Annotated in this window: 23 protein-coding genes; 9 read left to right on the top strand and 14 right to left on the bottom strand. The window is 70.4% G+C overall.

Annotated elements, in window-relative coordinates:
- Nucleotides 1-35 precede the first annotated feature (35 nt).
- Nucleotides 36-536, bottom strand: coding sequence for a prolyl-tRNA synthetase associated domain-containing protein (locus LQ222_RS01060; RefSeq protein WP_111472477.1), 501 nt, complete (start codon nucleotides 534-536; stop codon nucleotides 36-38).
- A 45-nt stretch (nucleotides 537-581) separates the two neighbouring features.
- On the bottom strand, nucleotides 582-1250 hold the full coding sequence (locus tag LQ222_RS01055; RefSeq protein ID WP_207803038.1) for a metalloregulator ArsR/SmtB family transcription factor: 669 nt from the start codon (nucleotides 1248-1250) through the stop codon (nucleotides 582-584).
- An 81-nt stretch (nucleotides 1251-1331) separates the two neighbouring features.
- Between LQ222_RS01055 and LQ222_RS01050 the strand changes: the two genes are divergently transcribed.
- The 5 genes from LQ222_RS01050 to LQ222_RS01030 are packed head-to-tail and all read left to right on the top strand — an operon-like array spanning nucleotide 1332 to nucleotide 5485.
- The gene (locus LQ222_RS01050; RefSeq protein ID WP_111472476.1) at nucleotides 1332-2168 is read left to right on the top strand and encodes a sterol desaturase family protein; all 837 of its coding nucleotides are present in this window, start codon (nucleotides 1332-1334) and stop codon (nucleotides 2166-2168) included.
- The gene (locus LQ222_RS01045) at nucleotides 2168-3199 is read left to right on the top strand and encodes a VTT domain-containing protein (RefSeq protein ID WP_111472475.1); all 1032 of its coding nucleotides are present in this window, start codon (nucleotides 2168-2170) and stop codon (nucleotides 3197-3199) included. The genes LQ222_RS01050 and LQ222_RS01045 overlap by 1 nt, the downstream gene beginning before the upstream one ends.
- Nucleotides 3196-3549, top strand: a complete 354-nt coding sequence (locus LQ222_RS01040) for a DsrE/DsrF/TusD sulfur relay family protein (protein ID WP_111472474.1) — start codon at nucleotides 3196-3198, stop codon at nucleotides 3547-3549. Before LQ222_RS01045 ends, LQ222_RS01040 begins: the two co-directional genes overlap by 4 nt.
- Nucleotides 3546-4262, top strand: coding sequence for a class I SAM-dependent methyltransferase (locus LQ222_RS01035; protein ID WP_308071529.1), 717 nt, complete (start codon nucleotides 3546-3548; stop codon nucleotides 4260-4262). The genes LQ222_RS01040 and LQ222_RS01035 overlap by 4 nt, the downstream gene beginning before the upstream one ends.
- Before the next feature lie 23 nt (nucleotides 4263-4285).
- Nucleotides 4286-5485: an MFS transporter gene (locus LQ222_RS01030; protein WP_111472472.1), complete on the top strand. Its 1200-nt coding sequence runs from the start codon at nucleotides 4286-4288 to the stop codon at nucleotides 5483-5485.
- 50 nt (nucleotides 5486-5535) lie between these two features.
- On the opposite strand, the gene LQ222_RS01025 is transcribed toward LQ222_RS01030, so the two are convergent.
- Nucleotides 5536-5814 (bottom strand): metal-sensing transcriptional repressor, encoded by a 279-nt coding sequence (locus tag LQ222_RS01025; RefSeq protein ID WP_111472471.1) that lies wholly within the window; start codon nucleotides 5812-5814, stop codon nucleotides 5536-5538.
- 118 nt (nucleotides 5815-5932) lie between these two features.
- Here LQ222_RS01025 and LQ222_RS01020 point away from each other — a divergent pair, with 118 nt between their 5' ends.
- The 4 genes from LQ222_RS01020 (at nucleotide 5933) to LQ222_RS01005 (ending at nucleotide 9035) form a co-directional block, all read left to right on the top strand.
- The gene (locus LQ222_RS01020; RefSeq protein ID WP_128080145.1) at nucleotides 5933-6211 is read left to right on the top strand and encodes a hypothetical protein; all 279 of its coding nucleotides are present in this window, start codon (nucleotides 5933-5935) and stop codon (nucleotides 6209-6211) included.
- A 61-nt stretch (nucleotides 6212-6272) separates the two neighbouring features.
- On the top strand, nucleotides 6273-6995 hold the full coding sequence (locus LQ222_RS01015; protein ID WP_111472469.1) for a HupE/UreJ family protein: 723 nt from the start codon (nucleotides 6273-6275) through the stop codon (nucleotides 6993-6995).
- A gap of 12 nt (nucleotides 6996-7007) precedes the next feature.
- Nucleotides 7008-7655 carry a transmembrane anchor protein gene (locus LQ222_RS01010; RefSeq protein ID WP_111472468.1) on the top strand — a complete coding sequence of 216 codons (648 nt, stop codon included), beginning with the start codon at nucleotides 7008-7010 and terminating at the stop codon, nucleotides 7653-7655.
- 54 nt (nucleotides 7656-7709) lie between these two features.
- Entirely contained in the window at nucleotides 7710-9035 is a 1326-nt protein-coding gene (locus LQ222_RS01005; RefSeq protein WP_111472467.1) for an MFS transporter, read from the top strand.
- Between the two features lie 57 nt (nucleotides 9036-9092).
- Here LQ222_RS01005 and LQ222_RS01000 read toward each other — a convergent pair whose 3' ends face one another.
- From LQ222_RS01000 to LQ222_RS00950, 11 genes are all read right to left on the bottom strand, one after another.
- Nucleotides 9093-10925, bottom strand: coding sequence for a glycoside hydrolase family 55 protein (locus tag LQ222_RS01000; protein WP_230163911.1), 1833 nt, complete (start codon nucleotides 10923-10925; stop codon nucleotides 9093-9095).
- 12 nt (nucleotides 10926-10937) lie between these two features.
- Nucleotides 10938-12959, bottom strand: a complete 2022-nt coding sequence (locus tag LQ222_RS00995) for a phage tail protein (RefSeq protein ID WP_111472465.1) — start codon at nucleotides 12957-12959, stop codon at nucleotides 10938-10940.
- A 14-nt stretch (nucleotides 12960-12973) separates the two neighbouring features.
- The gene (locus LQ222_RS00990; protein ID WP_111472464.1) at nucleotides 12974-13330 is read right to left on the bottom strand and encodes a DUF6950 family protein; all 357 of its coding nucleotides are present in this window, start codon (nucleotides 13328-13330) and stop codon (nucleotides 12974-12976) included.
- A complete protein-coding gene (locus tag LQ222_RS00985; protein WP_111472463.1) occupies nucleotides 13327-13893 on the bottom strand; it encodes a hypothetical protein in 567 nt (188 codons plus the stop codon). The genes LQ222_RS00990 and LQ222_RS00985 overlap by 4 nt, the downstream gene beginning before the upstream one ends.
- Nucleotides 13893-14579 carry a hypothetical protein gene (locus tag LQ222_RS00980; protein WP_111472462.1) on the bottom strand — a complete coding sequence of 229 codons (687 nt, stop codon included), beginning with the start codon at nucleotides 14577-14579 and terminating at the stop codon, nucleotides 13893-13895. Before LQ222_RS00980 ends, LQ222_RS00985 begins: the two co-directional genes overlap by 1 nt.
- Before the next feature lie 4 nt (nucleotides 14580-14583).
- A complete protein-coding gene (locus LQ222_RS00975; protein WP_111472461.1) occupies nucleotides 14584-16740 on the bottom strand; it encodes a tape measure protein in 2157 nt (718 codons plus the stop codon).
- A 29-nt stretch (nucleotides 16741-16769) separates the two neighbouring features.
- On the bottom strand, nucleotides 16770-16922 hold the full coding sequence (locus LQ222_RS00970; RefSeq protein ID WP_165839061.1) for a hypothetical protein: 153 nt from the start codon (nucleotides 16920-16922) through the stop codon (nucleotides 16770-16772).
- Nucleotides 16923-17086: 164 nt separating this feature from the next.
- On the bottom strand, nucleotides 17087-17464 hold the full coding sequence (locus tag LQ222_RS00965) for a hypothetical protein (protein ID WP_111472460.1): 378 nt from the start codon (nucleotides 17462-17464) through the stop codon (nucleotides 17087-17089).
- Complete coding sequence (locus LQ222_RS00960) at nucleotides 17464-18417, bottom strand: phage tail tube protein (RefSeq protein ID WP_111472459.1); 954 nt, start codon at nucleotides 18415-18417, stop codon at nucleotides 17464-17466. The genes LQ222_RS00965 and LQ222_RS00960 overlap by 1 nt, the downstream gene beginning before the upstream one ends.
- Before the next feature lie 21 nt (nucleotides 18418-18438).
- Nucleotides 18439-18885: a hypothetical protein gene (locus LQ222_RS00955; protein ID WP_111472458.1), complete on the bottom strand. Its 447-nt coding sequence runs from the start codon at nucleotides 18883-18885 to the stop codon at nucleotides 18439-18441.
- Nucleotides 18882-19607 carry a DUF6441 family protein gene (locus tag LQ222_RS00950; RefSeq protein WP_111472457.1) on the bottom strand — a complete coding sequence of 242 codons (726 nt, stop codon included), beginning with the start codon at nucleotides 19605-19607 and terminating at the stop codon, nucleotides 18882-18884. Before LQ222_RS00950 ends, LQ222_RS00955 begins: the two co-directional genes overlap by 4 nt.
- Between the last annotated feature and the right edge of the window lie 3 nt (nucleotides 19608-19610).

The raw sequence follows: 19610 nt of genomic DNA, 5'->3' as shown, positions 1-19610 counted from the left end.
GCGCGCTCCGCAGGCGGCGGAGGAGCAGCCCGTGGCTACCCGTCTACCAGCGCCACGCAGAGCGGCGCGTGCCCGCATGCCCGCACAAAGCTGAGCAAATCGTCCGGGCGGATGCTCGTGCTGCCTGTCTGCTCCAGCGGGTGGAAGTTGAGCCATTCAGCAGCCAGCAGCGCGGCCTCGATCACCGGCACCACGGCCTGCTCCGTGTCGTTAATCAGCCCGAAGGGCGTTATCGCTCCCGGATCGACGCCGAGCAGGCCACGAACCTGCTCCGGTGTGGCGAAGCCAAGGCGGCCCTGACCGCCGACGCGCGCATGCAGCGTCTTGAGGTCGAAGACGCTGTCCTCGTGCGCCACCACGAGGAACAGCCGCCCCTTCTTGTCCTTCAGCAGGAGATTCTTGGTGAAGCTCCCCGGCATATCGCCGCGCAGCGCCTTGCCCTCCTCCACTGTTCGGTGCTCGGGGTAGGGCAACGTCGACGTCTCGATGCCAAGCGCCGCCAGGCGTAGGAACAGATCCTCTCGCGTCACAGGCATCCGACCGCTCCCCCCTTCATTGCGGCCGTGCCGCCTGCTCCGCCGTCACGCCGCCTCTACGGCCAGGCCGGCCGCCTTCCACTCCGGGAAGCCGTCTTCCAGGCGCCGCGCCCGAAATCCCCGACGCCGGAGCTCCTCCACCGCATCGAAGGACAGCACGCAATAGGGACCTCGGCAGTAGGCGACAACCTCGCAGTCGCGCGGCAGCGCGGCGATGGCCGCATCCAGCCGGTGAAGCGGCACGTTCAGGGCGCCGGGCAGGTGGCCGGCCGCGAACTCGTCCTCCGGCCGTACGTCGAGCAGGATGACGCCGCCTTCACCGAGCCGGGCGAGCAGATCGTCCCGTGACACCGCTTCCAGGCGGTCGCGCCCAGCGAAGTAGGTGGCGACCACGTGCTGGACCTCGGCAAGGTTGCGCTCCGCTACCCGCCGCAGCGCGGTGAGCAGCGCCGGTACCGCGTCATCGCTCAGGCGGTAGACCACGTGCTTGCCCTCGCGCCGCGTCTCGACGAGGCCGGCACGGCGCAGGTGCTGCAGGTGCTGCGAGGTGTTCGCGAAGGGCAGGCCGGAGCGCGCGGCCAGCGCGTCGACTGTGCGGTCCCCCTGCGCCAGGACTTCGAGCAGTTCCAGCCGATGTTCGTGTCCAAGCGCACGCCCCACGGAAGCGAAGGCGGCGAGGAGGCGGCGCTTCGGGGTGCTGTCGCTGCTTGACACGGGCTTGGCCCCGATCCTACGTTCAATCGTGTGATTGAATAATGAACAGCCGCCAGGGCCACGTCAACCCGGAACCGCTCCATGAACAGCCTTCTGGCCCACGAGCCACTGATCCGTTTGGCGGTCTTCGCCGGCATCCTGGCCCTAATGGCAGGCTTGGAGGCTTGGCTGCCGCGCCGCCAGCGCAGCGCCGGGCGCTGGCTGCGCTGGCCGAGCAACCTCGGCGTAGTGGTGCTCGACAGCCTGGTGGTGCGCCTCGTCTTCCCCACCGCGGCGGTCGGCTTGGCGCTCGCCCTGGAGGGGCGCGGGGTTGGGTTGCTGCCCTGGCTCGGGGTGCCGCAGCCGCTTGCGATCCTACTCGCTGTCGTGCTGCTCGACCTCGCCATCTATCTGCAGCATGTGATGTTCCACGCTGTGCCCGCGCTATGGCGGCTGCACAGGATGCACCACGCCGACCTCGACTTCGACGTCACCACCGGCCTGCGCTTCCACCCGGTCGAGATCCTGCTGTCGATGGTCATCAAGCTGATGGTGGTGGTCGCCCTCGGCGCGCCGGCGGTCGCGGTGCTGGTGTTCGAGGTGCTGCTGAACGCAACCGCGATATTCAACCACGCCAATCTGCGCCTGCCGGAACGGCTCGACCGCCTGCTCCGGCTTGTGCTGGTCACGCCCGACATGCACCGCGTCCATCATTCGGTGGTGCCGCGCGAAACCAACAGCAATTTCGGCTTCAACCTGGCGGTCTGGGACCGGATCTTCGGCACCTATCGCGCCCAGCCCGCCGCCGGGCACGAGGCCATGACGATCGGCATCGAGCAGTTCCGCGACCCGCGTGAGCTGCGCCTCGATCGCATGCTGACCCAGCCGCTGCGAGAGGATGATCGCGCCTATCCGCTCGGCCGGCGCGAGCGCGCCTGATGTCGGCGCCCCAGCGGCCGTTGTCCCGCTGGCTGCTGGCAGCGGTGCTGGCGGCGGCGGTCGCGGCGACCTTCCTGGTGCGTGACCGGCTGGACCTCACGGCACTGGAGAACGCGGTGCGCGGCCTCGGCGCCTGGGGCGCGGTCGGCTTCGTCCTGATCTTTGCGGCGGCGACTGTGCTGTTCCTGCCGGGTTCGGTGTTCGGTTTGGCCGGCGGCGCCCTGTTCGGGCCGGTGCTCGGCACGGTCATCAACCTCGCGGGTGGAACGCTCGGGGCAACGCTCGCCTTCCTGGTGGCCCGCCATCTTGCCGGCGACTGGGTGGCACGACGCGCTGGCGGGCGGCTCAAGCAGGTCGTCGACGGGGTGGAGGCCGAGGGCTGGCGTTTCGTCGCGCTGGTCCGTCTGGTGCCGGCGGTGCCCTTCAATCTTGCCAACTACGCGTTGGGCCTAACGCGCATCCCGATCGGCCAGTATGTGCTGGCGACCGCCATTAGCATGATCCCGGGCACGGCTGCCTATGCCTGGCTCGGCCATGCCGGGCGCGGCGCGCTCTCGGGCGACGACGCGGCGGCGCTGCGCTACGGGCTGCTCGGCCTGGCGGTGCTCGCTGCCATTGCCTTCCTGCCACGGCTGCTGCGTCGCGTCCGCCGGCCCGCCCCGGCCGGGGAGCCGATGGCCTGGACCGATGTCGATGCCCTGTCGCAGGTGCTCGCCGCAACCGGCGCGCCGAGGGTGATCGATGTGCGCGGAGCTGACGAGTTCACCGGCCCGCTCGGCCACATCGCGCGCGCCGCCAACATCCCGGTGGAAGCGTTGGTGGCGGACCCGGCTCAGGCCGGCACGGGCGCGGTGGTGCTGGTCTGCTTGACCGATCGCCGGTCCGCCCGCGCGGCCGAGGCGCTGGTCGCCGCCGGGCATCAAGATGTCGCTGTGCTGCGCGGCGGCATGAAGGCATGGACCGCTGCGGGTCTACCCGTGACCCGCGGCGCGCCGATCGCCGGCGCAACGCCGAAGGAGGCGCCCACGTGAAGATCCTCTTCATCGTCAACGATCCGCCCTACGGCACCGAGCGCTGCTACAACGCACTGCGGTTGGCTGGTGCCCTGCTCAAGCGCGATCCGGCCACCGAGGTCACGGTCTTCCTGATGGCCGATGCGGTCGGCGCCGCGCGGCGGGGCCAGAAGGTGCCGGAGGGCTACTACAGCCTTGAGCGCATGCTGAAGCGCGTGGTTGTCGGCAAGGGCGCCGTGCTGCTTTGCGGCACCTGCATGGATGCCCGCGGCATGACCGATCAGGACATCATGGACGGCGCCCGTCGCAGCACCATGGACGAACTCGCGGCAGCGACCATCGATGCCGATAAGGTGCTGGTGTTCTGAGCGGGGCTAGCACCGCGCCGATCCCCACGGGGCCGGAAGCCTATCGCGCCTGGCGCATCTCGTCGCTCGGCCGCATCACCGATGCGTGCGAGGCCGCGGCGCTTCGGCCGATGATCGGCGACGTGGTCGGGCTCGACAGTCTCGACATTGGCTGCGGCGACGGGCTGCTCGCGGTGGAACTCGCCGCCGCTGGCGCGCGCGTGACCGGCATCGATCCGGACGCCGCCATGCTGCGCGCGGCGGCGGAGCGAACGGCCGGGCAGGACATCCGCTTCGTGCAGGGCCGCATCGAGGCGCTGCCCTTCCCCGACGCCTCTTTCGACCTGCTCACGGCCGTCACCGTGCTGTGCTTCGTCAAGGACGAGGCGACGGCCTGGCGTGAGATGGCGCGCGTATTGCGCCCCGGCGGGCGGCTGGTGATCGGCGAGCTCGGACGCTGGAGTCTGTGGGCGCTGCGCCGGCGCATCCGCGGCTGGATCGGATCGCGGCTCTGGCGCAGCGCGGCCTTCCACTCGGCCAGCCAGTTGCGCCGCGCGGCGGCAGCCGCCAGCCTGGTGATCGACGACGTCCGGGGGGCGGTCTTCCACCCGCCGAACGCCGCGATGGCGCGACTGATCTCCGGGTTCGATGCGCAGCTCGGCCGTGTGACGACCTTCGGGGCGGCGTTCATCGCCCTGCACGTCCATAAGCCCGCCCGGCCGGCTTCCGGCTGAACCGACACTCACGAGGAGCCGCCATGACCACGACGCACCAAACCCGCAACGTGCTGCTGCTCGCCTCGGCCCAGGCTCTGTTCCAGACCGCATCCGTGCTGGTAATGACGGTCGCTGCGCTGGCCGCGACGCACCTCGCCCCTGCGCCATGGCTCGTCACCGCGCCAATCGCGGCGATGTTCCTCGGCACGGCCGCGGCGACCTTTCCGGCCTCGATGCTGATGGCGCGGCGCGGCCGCCGATATGGATTCCTCATAGGTGCGGCACTCGGCGTCCTCGGCGGGCTCTGCGGCGCCGCCGGCATCTGGACCGGGTCGCTCGTGCTGCTCGGTTTCGGTACACTGCTGATCGGCGCCTATCAGGGCTTCGCCCAATTCTACCGCTTTGCCGCGGCCGAAGTGGCCGATGCCGCCTTCCGGCCGCGTGCCATTTCCTACGTGCTCGCCGGCGGCGTCTTCGCCGCGATCGTCGGGCCGGAGCTCGGGCGGCATGGCGGTCCGCTGCTGGAGCCGGAATTCACGGGGTCATTCCTGCTGCTCTCGGTCGTCAGCCTGCTTGCTATGAGAATTCTGCTCGGCCTGCGCATGCCGGCGGCACCGCCCGCGGCCGCAGTAGCAGGGGCAGCGACGCCACGCCCGCTTGGCAGCATCGTTCGCCAGCCATCCTACCTCGTGGCGCTGTTCGGTGCGGCGACCGGGTATGGTGTGATGATCCTTGCCATGACGGCAACGCCGCTCGCCATGATCCACCACGAGCACGGCATCGCGGACGCGGCGCGAGTGATCCAGGCGCACACACTCGGCATGTTCCTGCCCTCCTTCTTCACGGGCTCATTGATCGCGCGCTTCGGGGTGCTGCGGATCATGCTGACCGGGGTGGTGGTGCTCTGCGCGCATGTCGGCATGACGCTGACCGGGACTGGGTTCCACAGTTTCGTCGCAGCGCTCGTACTGCTCGGGGTCGGGTGGAACTTCCTCTACATCGGCGGCACGACGCTGCTGACCGAAACCTACACCCAGGCGGAGCGGGCGCGGGCACAGGCCGCGAACGACCTGACGATCTTCGCGGTGGGCCTCGCCTCCTCGCTCGCTGCCGGCGCGATGCTCGATCGGCTCGGATGGCAGATGCTGAACATCGTGCTTCTGCCTTGGCTTACGCTCGCGGCCGCGGCGATCGTGGCGCTTGGCCTGGTACGGCGTCGCCGGCTTCGGGCGACTGCCTGAACGGGCGTGCCCGACCCACGAAGCCTGCCGGAGATGTGCGGGATGATTACTCACAAGTACTTGGTGATGGCCTTGAAGTCATCGATAGGCCCGCGGTCGGCGCGCGGGATCGCGCCGACGACGTGGTCCAAGCAATGGTCGAGATGGTCGTGGATAAGGGTGCGTTTTGCTTTGGCGATGGCCGCTTCCACCGCGTGAAGTTGCTGCGCGATGTCCAGGCATGGCCGACCCGACTCGATCATCTCGACCACGCTGCGCAGATGGCCCTCGGCCCGCTTCAGCCGTTTGACGATCTCGGGGTGGGACCCGTGGGTATGGGGATCACTCATGAGCCTGTCCTATCCCCCTGGTAGGGATAGCGTCAATCTGCTATCCAGTGCGAGCAACACAGGAGTGGGGTAGCCGCGCGGCATGAGGGGGTTTCGACACATCGTCAGGCTGCTGCTCGTGGCACTGCTTGTCTTCACCTTCGCGCCGCCCATCGCCGCGGTGTCGAAGCACGGTGCTGCCGACCACATCCACGCCACGGACGATCACGACCTGCCCGGGCCCCACGATGCCGTCGATCATGCGATCACAGACCATGTGCATGAGGCGGTGACCGTGCGTTCGACCTCCCTGGTGCCGCGATGGATGCCGCGTACCCGGCTCGCAATCCTGGGGCAGGAGGGCCTGACGCCAGGGCCAAACAGCAGGATGGAACGTCCGCCCCGCGGGCTCGGCTGAGCTGCCCGTGCCGCCGTCTTCGGACGATCCCTTCCTTATCTCAGCTGAGCGGTCTCACCTCATGAATCCCATCATCGCGGGCGCCGCGCGCCTGTCGCGAATTCCATGGCTATGCCTGTGCATCCTCGGCCTCACCCTGCTGGGTGCCACCACAGAGGCGCTCGCCCATGCCGTCGCCGAGGGTGACAAGGGCTACATCCAGGAGATCACCGGCGTTCACCTGCTGCCCTTCGTCTATCTGGGCGCCAAGCACATGGTGACCGGCTACGACCACATCCTGTTCCTGTTCGGGGTGATCTTCTTCCTATACCGGCTGCAGCACATCGCCCTCTATGTGAGCCTGTTCGCGCTCGGCCATTCGACCACGATGCTGGCCGGCGTCTATTTCGGCATCGGGATCAACAGCTACCTGATCGATGCCATCATCGGCTTCTCGATCGTCTACAAGGCGCTCGATAATCTCGGCGCTTTCCAGCGCTGGCTCGGCTACCAGCCGAACACCAAACTGGCGACGCTGATCTTCGGCTTCTGCCACGGCTTCGGCCTGTCCTCGAAGATCCTCGACTACAACATCTCGCCCGATGGGCTGCTGCCGAACCTGCTGGCGTTCAACGTCGGCGTCGAGGTTGGGCAGTTGCTGGCGCTCGGCGCCATTCTCATCGCCATGGGCTTCTGGCGTCGCAGCCCAAGTTTCCTGCGCCACGCCTATACCGCCAACGTCGTCATGATGACCGCTGGGTTCGTGCTGATCGGCTATCAGCTCACCGGCTGGTTCGTCTCCTGAGGAATCCCTGACATGTACAACACCGACCTTCCGACCCGCGCCGAACTGCCGTCCTCGAAGCAGTTGCTGCGCTCGACCGCCATCGCCATCGTGACGGCGGCCGGCATCCTCGTGACCGTCGTGCTGCCGGCGGAATACGGCATCGATCCGACCGGCATCGGGCGCCCGCTTGGCCTGACCGAGATGGGCGAGTTGAAGATGCAGTTGGCAGCCGAGGCCGAGGCAGACCGCGTGCCACCGGCCGCAACACCAGGCCCGCGTTCCAGCCTGCCGGGGGCGATATTCGCAGGGCTGTTCATCCGCTCGGCCGCTGCACAGACCCCGGCGCCGGCCGCCGCGTCTCGGACCGACGAGACCACCATCACGCTCCGGCCGAACCAGGGCCTGGAAGTGAAGCTCGACATGCGGCGTGGCGCCCGAGCCAGCTACAGCTGGACCGCCACGGGTCCGGTCAATTTCGACCTGCATGGCGAGCCGCCCAACCCCGGGCGGAACGCCGCGCACAGCTATCGCAACGGCCGCGGCTCGTCCGGCGAACAGGGCGAGTTCACCGCCATCTTCGACGGCACCCATGGCTGGTTCTGGCGCAACCGCTCCGGCCGTGATGTCAGCGTCACGCTGCGCACAACGGGCGATTACGCACGCATCATCCGCCCCTGATACTGGCCCCCGCCGGCTTCGGCCGGCGGGGATCGCCACGGAGCCAGAAACGTCATGCTCAGCCCGCTTGCCAACCTGACGTATCGACATCTGTTCGCGGCGCAGGTGCTGTCCCTGCTCGGGACGGGTCTGGCGACCGTGGCGCTCGGTCTGCTGGCCTTCGACCTGGCGGGTGCTGATGCAGGCGCGGTGCTCGGCACCGCGCTCGCCATCAAGATGATCGCCTATGTGGGAATCGCGCCGGTGGCGGGCGCCTTCGTGCATCTGGTGCCACGCCGCAGCCTGCTGGTGGCACTCGACCTGCTGCGCGCCGCGGTCGCGCTGGCGCTGCCCTTCGTGACCGAGATCTGGCAGGTCTATGTGCTGATCTTCGTGCTGCAAACTGGCTCGGCCGCCTTCACGCCGACCTTCCAGGCGACCATCCCCGACATTCTTCCGGAGGAGGCCGAGTACACCAAGGCGCTGTCCCTCTCGCGGCTGGCTTATGACCTTGAGGCGCTGGCGAGCCCTGCCATCGCCGCGGCGCTGCTTGGGCTGGTCGGCTTCCATTGGCTGTTCGCCGGAAATGCGCTGGGGTTTGTGGCCTCCGCCGCCCTGGTGCTGACTGTTGTGCTGCCCTCGCCCAAGCCGCCGGCGACGCAGGAGGGCGCGTGGGGCCGTATCACGCGCGGTGCGCGCATCTACCTCGCCACGCCAAGGCTGCGCGGGCTGCTGGCGCTGAACGTCACCGTCGCCATGGCCGGGGCGATGGTGATCGTGAACACGGTGGTGATCGTCAGGGTTGGCTTCGGGTTAGGCGCGGCGGAGTTGGGCTGGACGCTGGCGGCCTATGGCGCGGGCTCGATGGTCGCAGCCCTAGCCGTGCCGCGGCTGCTGGATGGCGTGATGACCGACCGCACGGCCATGATGGCCGGTGCCGGGCTGCTTGTCGCTGGCCTGCTACTCGGGCTGCTGGTGCCGAGTTGGTCGATGTTGCTGCCGCTATGGATGCTGCTCGGCTTCGGAAACGGCCTGGTGCTGACGCCAAGCGGGCGGCTCCTGCGGCGCTCGGCCCATGCGGGCGATCGACCTGCGCTGTTTGCTGCACAGTTCGCGCTCAGCCATGCCTGCTGGTTGATCGCCTATCCAGTGGCGGGGCGCTTCGGGGCCATGGCGGGGATGCCGGCCACTTTCCTGATTCTGGTGGTGCTGGGCGCCATGGGGCTGGTCGCGGCCATTTTGCTGTGGCCGAGGGACGATGCGGCGGAGGTCGAGCATATCCACGATCGGCTTCCGCCTGGGCATGCGCATCTGGGTGATGTGAGCCCGGATCCCACAGGCGCAGTCCGCCACAGCCATGCCTTCGTGATCGATGATCTGCACCAGCGCTGGCCTCGGTAGAGTACTGCATGAATGCAGGATGCCGGCGCGGATGATGCGAAGGCGGCGCACGAGCAATTACGGAAAGCGCCGCTTTGTCACCTGCACCGACAGACCCGCCGCCGCGAGATCAACTGTTGACGCGCTTACGTTCCGCGCGGTGACCCGGACGCTGTTGTTCGACCACACATGGCAGTCGAGCACGAAGGCGATGCTGCTGGTGTCGAGCGAGGCGTCGGCATAATCGCCACGTCGCGCGCCAGGCACGGTCACGTCGATGTTGGCCGTCGCGCCTGCCGTGAGGCTCGGCAGGTCCCAGGACGTCTCCAGCGCCAGGCTGCGCGTCCCCACCGGCACCGAGGGGCACGCATACAGCACCGCCGGTGCCGCCTCCGGAAGGCCGAACAGCCTCAGCGCCTCGAGCTCGATCTGGCCGTCAAAGCCCACGATCCCCACCTGCGCGAAGGCTACGCCCGCACCCACCCGGATGGTCTGCCGCCGATTCAACGAGGCGTCGGCCATCACCGCGCCCGCGTTCCACCCCTTCGCCGGGCTGTTCCACTGCATGGTGGTGCCGGAGGCCAGCACATCGCCGGCGATGTTCTCCCTCACATTCGCGGCGCCATCGAACACCCGCACGAAGAGCCGCCCGCCATCGACCCCTCCGACCAGCCAATGCGCCAGCGCAAACTCTTTGGCCGAGGAGGTATCCACCACGAAGGCCATGCCCCGGTTGGCATCCAGCAGCAGCCCGCGGGCGGTCGCCGCAATCCCATCCAGCCCGTTGAAGCACAGTCCCGCCAGCGTGGTCGCCGCGGTGGTCGAGGTGGCGAGCGTCGCAAGTCTCTCCACACCGATCTCGGTGCCGCTCTGCCGGAAGGCCGCGGCGCGCAGGTTCGGCACAGCCTCCAGCACGCGCAACAGCCTCGAGGCGGGCGCGCGGTGGCGGTTGATCACCGCATTGCCGGCGCGATCGGCGGTCGAGGTGTAGTCCATCCGCACGGCATAGGTATTGGCCCAGGCCACCTCGTATTCGCAGTCAGTGGCGCTGCCGGTGTGCCGCGCCACGATCGGCGAGCAGGCCTCCATGCGCAGCGCGCGCCCGATGATGGCGGTGCCGTCCGTCTCGTTCAGGAAGGGGATCGCGACATTGGGGTCGAGCTGCCGCAGCTCGAAGTTGGGCCCGTCGAAGACGTGCCGGTTGTGGTTGTTGTAGCCACCGGCGCCGCGCGAGAAGCGGATGCCGTAGCGGTCGATCGTCGGGTTGATGCCGGTGGCGAGGGCGAAGTGGCCGCCGTAGTAGCGGATCGAGGTGTTCCACGCCGTCGCCGTCTCGGCGCGGATGTCGAGGCCGTAGCGGTTGTTCAGGATGCGCAGCAGGTGAAAGGTGCTGTCCTCCACGCCGCGCCCATCGCCCAGCGTGCGCATCCCGATGGTGAAGCCCGAGACCAGGCGCAGCTCGACCACGGATGCGTCGATGTTGCGGACCAAGATGCCGATATCGGCCTCGGAGGCCCAGTCGGACTGGGTCTGCCGCACCACCTGCAGCCCGGCGTAGAGCTTCTCGCCGTTGCGCGTGGTGCCGCCATCGCCCAGCGTCAGCACGGTGGCAGGTGCATTGGCCGCGCCGGTGTAGCGGATGACGCCGCGCATGATCAGCCCGCGGGCGCCGCCGCCGAGGGTCACGCCGCTGCCCACGTTCCAGGTGCCTGGCGGGATGACGGCGAATTTCTGGTCTGCCGCGGCGCGATCGAAGCAGGCCTGGATGGCGGTGCGGTCGTTCGCCACGCCATCGCCGAGCCCGCCAAAGTCGGTCGGCAGCACGGCCTCGCGGTCGCGCAGATACTTCGCGAAGTCGCTCTTGTTGAGGTTGGCGTTGAGAACCAGCAGGTCGTCGATGCGCGCCGGCATGGCGTTCTCCGATCAGAGGGCGGTGGCGGTGACCGGACCGGCGAAGGCGGAGACGTTGCCTTCGGCCGAGACGCTGCGGAGCCAGTACCAGCGGGCCTGGCCGGTGGTGAGGCCGATGCGGTCCCAGGGCAGTGCGGTCGGCTCGCTGGCCAGCTTGGTGGCGGCGGCGAGGCTGGCGCTGCTCGCCTCGAACACCTGCAGCCGCACCCCGTCCGCGGGAAAGCCGCCCGATAGGCGCACGCCGCCAACAATACCGGTCGCGGCCAGGCCCGAGGCGTCGGCCGGGACCAGCGCCTCGCGCCAGCCCGACACCGCCCCGCTGCGCGCCTGCGCCCGCGCTCGGAAGGCGGTCGGCTCAGTCGTGGGAATGGCGACGGCGGTGGCGCCGAACCCGCCGGCGTAGCCCTGCCAGACCGCCACCGAGGCCGGCCGAAGCTCGATCTCGTAGCCGGCGAGATAGGCCGAGCCCACTGCGGACCAGGACACCGCGATCGCTGTGAACGACGTCCCGATCGGCGTCTCCACCAGGATCGCGGCAGGCGCGGCGATCACGCCTGGATTCGGCAGCACCACGGACGGGTTCTGCCCCGTCGCGCGCTCATCCGTTGCCGGGTTCCATGCCCAGACGGCGGGATCCTCCTCGGCCAATTGCAGGTTCACCCCGCCATCTGGCGCCAGTGCCCAGCCCGTGACCCGCGCCGGGAATGGCGTCAGCCGCTCCAGCGCCACCGTCACGCCGTCCCATGGCCGCAGCCGCAGTGCCGAGAGGTTGGCCTGCATCGCCACCTCGCGCTGGCGGCGGTTGCGCTCCAGCTCGATTTTCATCAGGCGCTGCACGGTCGCGGCCGAGGTGGTGAGCGGGAATTCCATGTCGCGGTAGATCGCCTCACCGCCATCCTCGGTGACGTAGTTGCTGGCGAGCAGCGGCGGCGCATCGGTCGGCTGCCAGGCCGCGGCGGGCTCGACATAGACGGCGCGTACCCCGTTGAAGAGATCGCGCCGCGGGCGCGAGCCGACGATGGTGACGTCGCCACGCAGATCATCCGAGGTGAGCGTGGCGGCCGGCAGCGCCGGCGCCCCCGCGTGGATGTAGAAGCGGCCGCCCGACACGACCAGCGCGCCCGCCATGGCGGCGACCAGCTTGCGGGTGATGGCGATCTTGCCCTCGCCGAGGGTGACCGCACCGTTCACCGTGTAGCGGCGCTCGGCGGTGGCATCGCGCCGGCCCATGATCTCGTCGCAGATGTTGGCCGCGGCCATGAGCGCCGGCAGGTCGATATCCGCCCAGGCTGCGCGCCACCCAAAGGGCGAGGTCAGGTACCAGGCCAGGCACAGCGCCGGATTGTCGGACCAGCCGGTGGCACCGGTGCGCGGATCCAGGATGGTGTCCGTCCCCTCGACGATGGCGGATAGGCTGGGGGCACCGGAGGGGAAGGCCTCGGGCCGCAGCTTGAGCCGCACGGCGAGATAGGCGCGCCCCTGGCCGCGATGCGCCGCGGTCCACTGGCCTCCCGTGTCTGCCACGAGATTGGCATTGGCGGCCTGACCGGGATCGCCGAGCGCGCGGTCGATGCGCAGCAGGCCGGCGAACTTCGCGTCGGTCGAGGCGGTGCCGTTGAGGAACACCTCGCCGATGGCGCGGACGCGATGCGCGGCCAGCACCACGACGACGTGCAGGAAGCCGTCGGCGCGACCCTCGTCATCGGTGGCGGAATGCAGGAACACCACGGGGCCGGAGGTGCGGCAGCGGCCGAAGACGATCTGGTGCTCGGTGATCGGCTGGCGGAAGGACTGGGTGCGGCCGGCGCCGGGCGTGCGGGGATCGAAGCCGGAGCCTGGTCCGGTGTCGGTCCCTGGCGTGACGTTGGCGCTGCGGGCGGCGGAGGGCGACTTGGGGCGGAAGACGGCGGCACCGACGGCGGACACCACCAGGGCGGCGCCGGCGGCGGCCACGGCGCCCAGGACGCCGCCCCCAATGACGGCGGAGGCGGCGGCGCCCGCGGCGGCAGCGATGAAGGGGATGGCGACGGGCATGGTCTGTCAGTCCCTCACCAGCCGATGCGCCACGCCACGGCGCAGGACGTGATCGGCGCGTGCAGCAATCCCGCGCGTCCGACGAAGGCGGCGCGGCCGGCATCCAGCACGACGCCGAGGCGGTCCGGGTCGGCGGCCAGCACCACGTCGCCAGCGCGGGCGAACGGCACCGGTACGCGCGGATAGCCCGCGGTGTCGGCCATCGCCGCGAGCGTGGGACAGTGCTGCCAGGACGGCCGCCGCCCTGTGGAGGCCACCACCGCCGCCATGGCGAAGCGCCCGCAGTTCCAGCGTGCCGCGTCAAAAGGCCGGTGCTCAGCCGCGTTGATCAGCGCCGCGAGCCGTTCCGGCCAGTCCGGCAGCCGGCTCACTGGTTCGGCAGTCGGATCTCCGCCTCCTGGAGCGCCGGCACGAACTCGAAGAATCGATCGCCGGGATACTCGGCCTGCTGGTCGGCGTCGGTGTAGCGCCGCACCTCGGCACGCTCGAGGTCGACCAGCCGGCTCTCGCAAGCCAGCGCCACGGAGGGCTCGGCCCCGTCGGTCACCTCCATCGTGTCCATCAACCCCGCCCAGAGCGGGAACGGGTCCGCCACGAAGGCCCCCTGCGCATCGAGCAGCGCGCCCCACAGCGTGACCGGCCGCAGGCGATAGCTGCGCTCGGCCAGCGCGATATCCACCACCTCCTGCGGCACCGGCGAGAGCGCGAGGGTGAGCCGCACGGCGCGCAACTCCACCGTCTCCTCCACATCCGAGATGGCGCCGATGCTGCCGGCACCCTCGAAGACCTTCCCCGCCCAGTCGAGCGGCCCGAGCCCGGTCCAGACGCGAAAGGGGCCGGTGGCGAAATCGAGCTCGACCAGGACCACCGGTGTTGCGATCGGTGCGGTGGCGGCGGAGGCGGCCTGGTTGCTGAGGCGTGGGGTGCCGGACATCACAAAGCCTCCTCCATGCGGATGGTGACGGCGGCGAAGGGCCCGGGCCGCGTCGGGTTCGCCGCCTCGTCGTCCGACACCAGCCGCATTGGCACGCTTGGCAGGGAGAGGATCAGTGGCTCGCCCACCACCACCGCGGCGCGCAGCGGCGGCGCGATCGCGATGCTGGCGGTGCCCGCGCCGGAGGCGGCGACCGCGGCAGTGGCGATGTAGAGCCGGCCGCCAAGCCCGATGTAGTCGCCCGCACCGACCGCCACCGTGCTCGGCCACCAGCCCTGCGTGACGATGGACAGCGCCCCACGAGGTGCGCCGGCCGCCAGCGACGGATTGCCAGACCCCACCACCAGCCCGGTGCCGTCCGTGAAGATGGTGGCGTCCGAGAAGGAGTACGGCCCAGTCGGCACGTCGCCCTGGCTGCGCGGATCACCGGTGCGGTACTCGCGCCGCCAATCCCAGATGCGCACCGTGTTGGCGGATCCCGCCAGTGCCGCCAGCAGCCCGTCCATCACCCCGGCCTGGACGCGGCCGAGCGGCTCGAAGCTGGCCTCCGCCACCCAGCGCGCGCCCTCCCGTCGCAGAACCTGCGTGGCGCGGGTGACGGGCGAGACGAAGCGCAGCGTGTTGTGCTGCAGATAGAAGCTCAGCCGCGACGGCCGCAGCGTGGCGGGCCAGGCATATTCCGTCATGACCCTAGCCCCGCACGATGGAGGTGGCGCTGCCGCCGCGGCGGATCGCGTCGAGCGTCGCCGCACTCGCCTGGCGCACGATCTGCGCCGAGAGCACCCGCAGCCGCGCCTCGACACCGGCATCGGCACCGCGCGCATCGATGGTGATGCTCTGGTTGATCACCGGCCCACCGGGCGCCATGCCGTTGGGCAGCACCGTGCCGCTGCGGTTGGGCACGAACCATTCGGGCCCGCGCTCGCCGACGATGTAGGGCTGGCCACCAGCCACCGGCCCGCCCTCGGCGCGGAACAGCCCGCCCAGCGCCGTGCCCAGCCCCGAGAAGATCGAGCCGAAATCAAAGCCGGCCAGGCTGGAGGTCACCGCCGTGCCGAGCGGCTCGGTGATGGTGCGCCGGACCACGATGCGGGCGATGTCCTGCAGGATGCCCTGCAGCACCTTGGAAAAACTCTCGCCCTTGATGATCGCGTCCTCGAAGGCCGAGGAGAATGTCAGGCCGAGTTCGCGCGCCGTGTTGCTGGTGCGCTCGGTCGCCTGCTGGACGCGCTGCTGGCTGCGCTCCAACTCCTCCAGCGCTGCATTGGCTTCGCGGGAGACGGTCTCGTCGGGGATGGGCTGGCCGATGCGCTCAGAGCGCTCGACCAGGCGGCCGAGGGTCTCCAGGCGGCGGGTGTAGCGTTCCTGGGCATTCTCGTTGGCCTGGATCAGCCGCTCGCGCTCGCGGATGATGTCGTTGATCTCGCGCTCGGCCTCGCGGTCCGGGCGCGGGATGGACGCCACGCGGCGGGTGGTGCCCTCGATGCGGCGGAGCGCCTCGTCGCGTTCGCGCAGCGCCAGGGTCTCCAGCCGGGTGCGGTCCGCAGCGGTGATGCCGCCGGCGGCCTCGGCCTCGCGCAGGCGGCGGACGCGGTCCTCGTACTCGCTGTTGATCCGGAAGCGATCGTCGAGTGCCTTGCGCAGTTCCTCGGCATCCGCGGCGGTGCGGCGGCGCCGGGCCTCGGCCGCCTGGCCGGCCGCGGCCTCCTGCTCGGTGCGCTGGCGCTCGCCGGCGGCCTGCTCGCCGCGGGTGATCTCCTCCTGGAGTTCCTGGTACTGCCGGCGCAGCTCCTCCAGCCGAGCGGAGCGATCCACGCCGGCCTGCTGCTGGGCGGTGCCGACCAAGCCGCCCTGGATCGAACCACGGCGGGGCTGCGAGCGCAGACTGTCGCGCCCGTCATTCTCCGCCTCGAGGCGGGCGATCTGTGCACGCAGGGCCTCGGCCTGGGCGCGGCGGTCGGCCTCCTGCTCGCTGGGCAGCAGCAGGCCCGAGCCGCGGCGCACCCCGTCCAGCACGCGGGCGGCACCGGACAGCGCACGGGCCAGGGCGTTGGACAAGCCGATCGCCTGGTCGAGGCGAGCGAGGAACTGGTCAGCCGCGGCAGTGAGCTGCCCGAAGGCGCGGCCGACGGAGAGGGGCGCGCGTTCGAACTCGCCATTCAGCCGCTCGACGGCCCGCAGCAGCGCCGGGAACACCGTGTCAGCGGTGAGCTTGCCCTCACTTCCCAGCTTGCGCAGTTCGCCGATCGACACGCCGAGCTCGCGCGCCAGCGCCTGCGCCAGCGTGGGCAGGCCTTCCAGGATGGAGCGGAGCTCGTCGCCCTGGAGCGTGCCCGACGCCAGCGCCTGGGCGAGCTGCTGGGTGCTGGAAGCGATCTCCTGCTGCGACGCGCCAGACGCGATGGCGATGCGCTGCAAGCCACCCACGAGCGTGGCGACCTGGTCAGAGGTGGCGCCGATCTCACGGGCGGCGATCGAGAAGCGGGCGAAGGCGTCCACGCTCTCGCGCACGGCGACACCGGTCTGGAGGCTGTCGCGATACAGCCGGTCGTAGATTTCGCCGGCGCGTTCGACCGAGCCCAGCGCGGTGTTCAGCCGGCCCATGGACTGGGTGAGTGCGTCGCCGGCCACCACCACGGCGCGCAACCCGGCGGCGAGGCCGGCGATCTGCACGCCGCGGACGGCGACGTCGAGCAGGTCTAGCGCGCGGGATGCGCGATCGGCACCGCCCTGGATGCGCTCCAGGCTGCGCTGGCCGGTCTCGCCGACCTCGCGCAGCTCCTGCTTGACCCGGGCGGCATCGTCCAGCGACAGCCGGACGGAGACGCGGCGCGTGCTATCCGCCATGCGTCACGCCTCCTGCGTCAGTGTGGTGGTCAGGACCCGGGGGGATCAGTGCGGCGCGCGGCGCTGCCGGCGGCGAGGCCCATGCGCATGGCCAACAGGAGTTCCGCTGCCGCCCAGCCGCAGACGCCCATCTCGCGGGCGGTGGCGAGCGCCGCCGGCATGTCGAGGTCGAGGCCCGCCATCGTTGCCGTCGCGCAGGTGGTGCTGGCGGCCCAGCACGCGGCTCCCTCGACGCTGGCGGGGGCGTGGGCGGCGTAGGGACACGAGAGGCCGCAGTCGCGGTCCAGGGCCGCGCAGCCGCGGCAGTAGTCAGGGCCCTGGCCGAAGTGCCATTCGGCCCTGGCCCTCAGCCGTTTCCCTCCAGGGCCACGGCAGCGACCGGGCCTGTGGCGCGGTCCCAGAAGGCGGCCGCGATCTGGTCCATGTCCATCAGCCGCTCGACCGCCTCGGGCGAGAGTGGCAGCGGCTGGCCGGCGGCGTCGCCGACGCCCTCCCAGGCGGTGACGGCGTGGCGGGCCAGCGCCTTGACCAGGAAGGCGAAGGCCAGGCCTCGCGCCATGTCGGGGTCGAGCTCGGCCTCCGCGGCTCGCAGCGCGCCGAGACGACGGGCGGAGCCGGCTTGGGCCGCGGCCATGACCGCCGTGGTGATGGGGCGGATTTCCACGCGGACGCCGCGCGGCAGGTCGAGCCAGTACGGCTCGACCGGGAGGTCGAGGGTGAGCATTATGCGTACTCCGTTGCAGCCTGCTGATTGCGCAGCACGGCGGTCATCATTCGGGTGGCGGTTGCGTTGAAGGCGGCGCGGAAATCGAAGCCGGCTTCTACGCCGGCCGGCCCCTCGATCGGGGTCTTGGCCAGCGCCAGATAGACCTCGTGCAGCGTGATGGTCAGGCTGCGGTTGGCATCGATGGTGAAGGCGAGCGCAAATTCCGCCGAGGTGCCCGCCTGCGCCTGGGCGAGCAGCGTGGTGTTCTCGAAGCGCACGGTGATCTGACCGGTGCAGCGCGCGATGCCGGGATCCACGCCCTCCACGCGGCGATCGGCGCGAATGGTCCGCACCGCCTCCATGCCGTTGGCATAGGTGAGCCGCGCGCCGGTAACCTGCGCCAGCGCCGCTGCGCTCCGCGTGATGGATCCTTGGGCCTTGTTGAAGGCGGTATAGGCCGCGCTGGTCGGCGTGCCGCCTGAGGTCGCGCCGGTCCGCACCGAGCCCTGGCCCAGCAGCCCGAAGGTCGCCGTCGCCGCGCCGGTCGGCGTGAAGTCCAGTTCCAGCGTGTCGGCGCGCACACCGGTGCAGACGTCGAAGGACGGGACATCGGGATAGCCGATCTCCATCGCATTGCTCGGCAGCGACGCCGCGCCAGAGCCGAAAGTGTGGATGAAGTTGGTGGTGCCGGTGGTGGTGGGTGCGCCCAGCAGGAGCCGCAGCCAGTGGCCGATGTTGATCAGATCGACCGGCACCACCGCCTGGCCGGCGACGGTCACCGTGTCGAGGAAGGGCGCGGCCGGATCGCGGTTGCTGCCCACGCCGATGACGTCGGCATCCAGCAGCGGCTGCTCAGCACCGAGGTCGCAGGACAGGAACGGCATGCGCCGCCAGTTGCTGCCGGGGGCGGTGCCGTAGACGGTTTCGGGCAGCATGAGCAGGCGGCAATTCGCGCCGATGGCACGGGGCATGGGCTTTCTCCTGGAGCGGGATCAGGCCAGCGGAGAGCCGGCGACGGTGAACCACAGGGTGACGGCGATGGCGGCGGCGCGGACCGCGGCGGCGCCCTCGAACTCGACATCCTCGAAGGAGGCGCTGCCGGGCTGCGCCCATTCGACGGCGCCGCCGAGGGTGCGGTTGGCAGCGATGGCCGCGGCGATGTCCACCAGCAGCGCATCGAGCAGCGTGTTGCGCAGGGCGGGGGTAGTGCCGGCGACGGTAATTTCGACCTCGGCGCGATGCTCGATCTGCCAGGCGAGCGGCGAGAGGATCGGCGTCTCCTCCACCGTCTCGCCGTCGCGGACGACCACCAGCCCGCCAGCGGGGATGCGCTGCGGGACGGTCTCCCCGCGGAGCACGACCGGCGCCGGGCTCCTGGCCGCCAGCGACGTTACGAGCCGGCTGTGCAGCGCGGCGATGGCGGTCTCGCGCGTGCTCATGCGGCCCTCCCGCTCTCGCGTTCCCAGGCCGCCACAAACCGCCCCGGCAGGCGACGCAGCCCGCGCTCCGCGGCACCGCGTACGTCGAGCCGCTTGGCGAGCTTCACCTGGGGCAGGAGCAGGAACATCGGCACCATCCCCTGTTCCAGCAGCCCGCGTGCCCAGGCCTCGCGCCCTTTGCGATTGGCGGTGCCGACTTCCGTTACGCCGCCAGCCACGAGACGGGTGCGTCGCCGCCGGCCTGCCCCCTCGCCCTGGCGCAGCGGCAGGCACCAGACGAAGCCGCGGCCCGACTTGAAGGGCCGGAGGAAGGCCTGGCCGGAGGCGACCATCTGTGCCGGGGTCACGCGCATGCCCCTCTCGCCGCGACCACGCCTGCCGCGCGCTGCGTTGAAGCCGGTGGGAATGGCGAGGAACTTCCGCCCCCCCTTGGTACGGATCAGCGCGCCACGATCGAAGGCGTCGATGACGTTCGGCACCTTGGTGAAGACCAGCCCCGCAGGCCGCAGAGATTGCCCGCTCCGCGGGAAGATCATCGACCGCCAGGCATTGGCGATGCCGCGCGCGTTGCCCGAGAAGGCGGTGGTGACCTGCCGGCGCAGTTCGACCTTCACCCGCTCGGTCTCTGCACGGATCGCGGTCATGGCCGCGCGCTCGCCCGCGCGCACCTCGTCCGCCAGCACCTTGCGGAGGTCGCCGACGATGGCGGCACCGAGCCGCATGGA

It is taken from the genome of Roseomonas sp. CECT 9278 (genome assembly GCF_918698155.1).
Classification (GTDB): Bacteria; Pseudomonadota; Alphaproteobacteria; order Acetobacterales; family Acetobacteraceae; genus Neoroseomonas.
The sequence above is the reverse complement of the archived record's forward strand: the minus strand, read 5'-3'. Positions and strand labels throughout refer to the sequence as shown.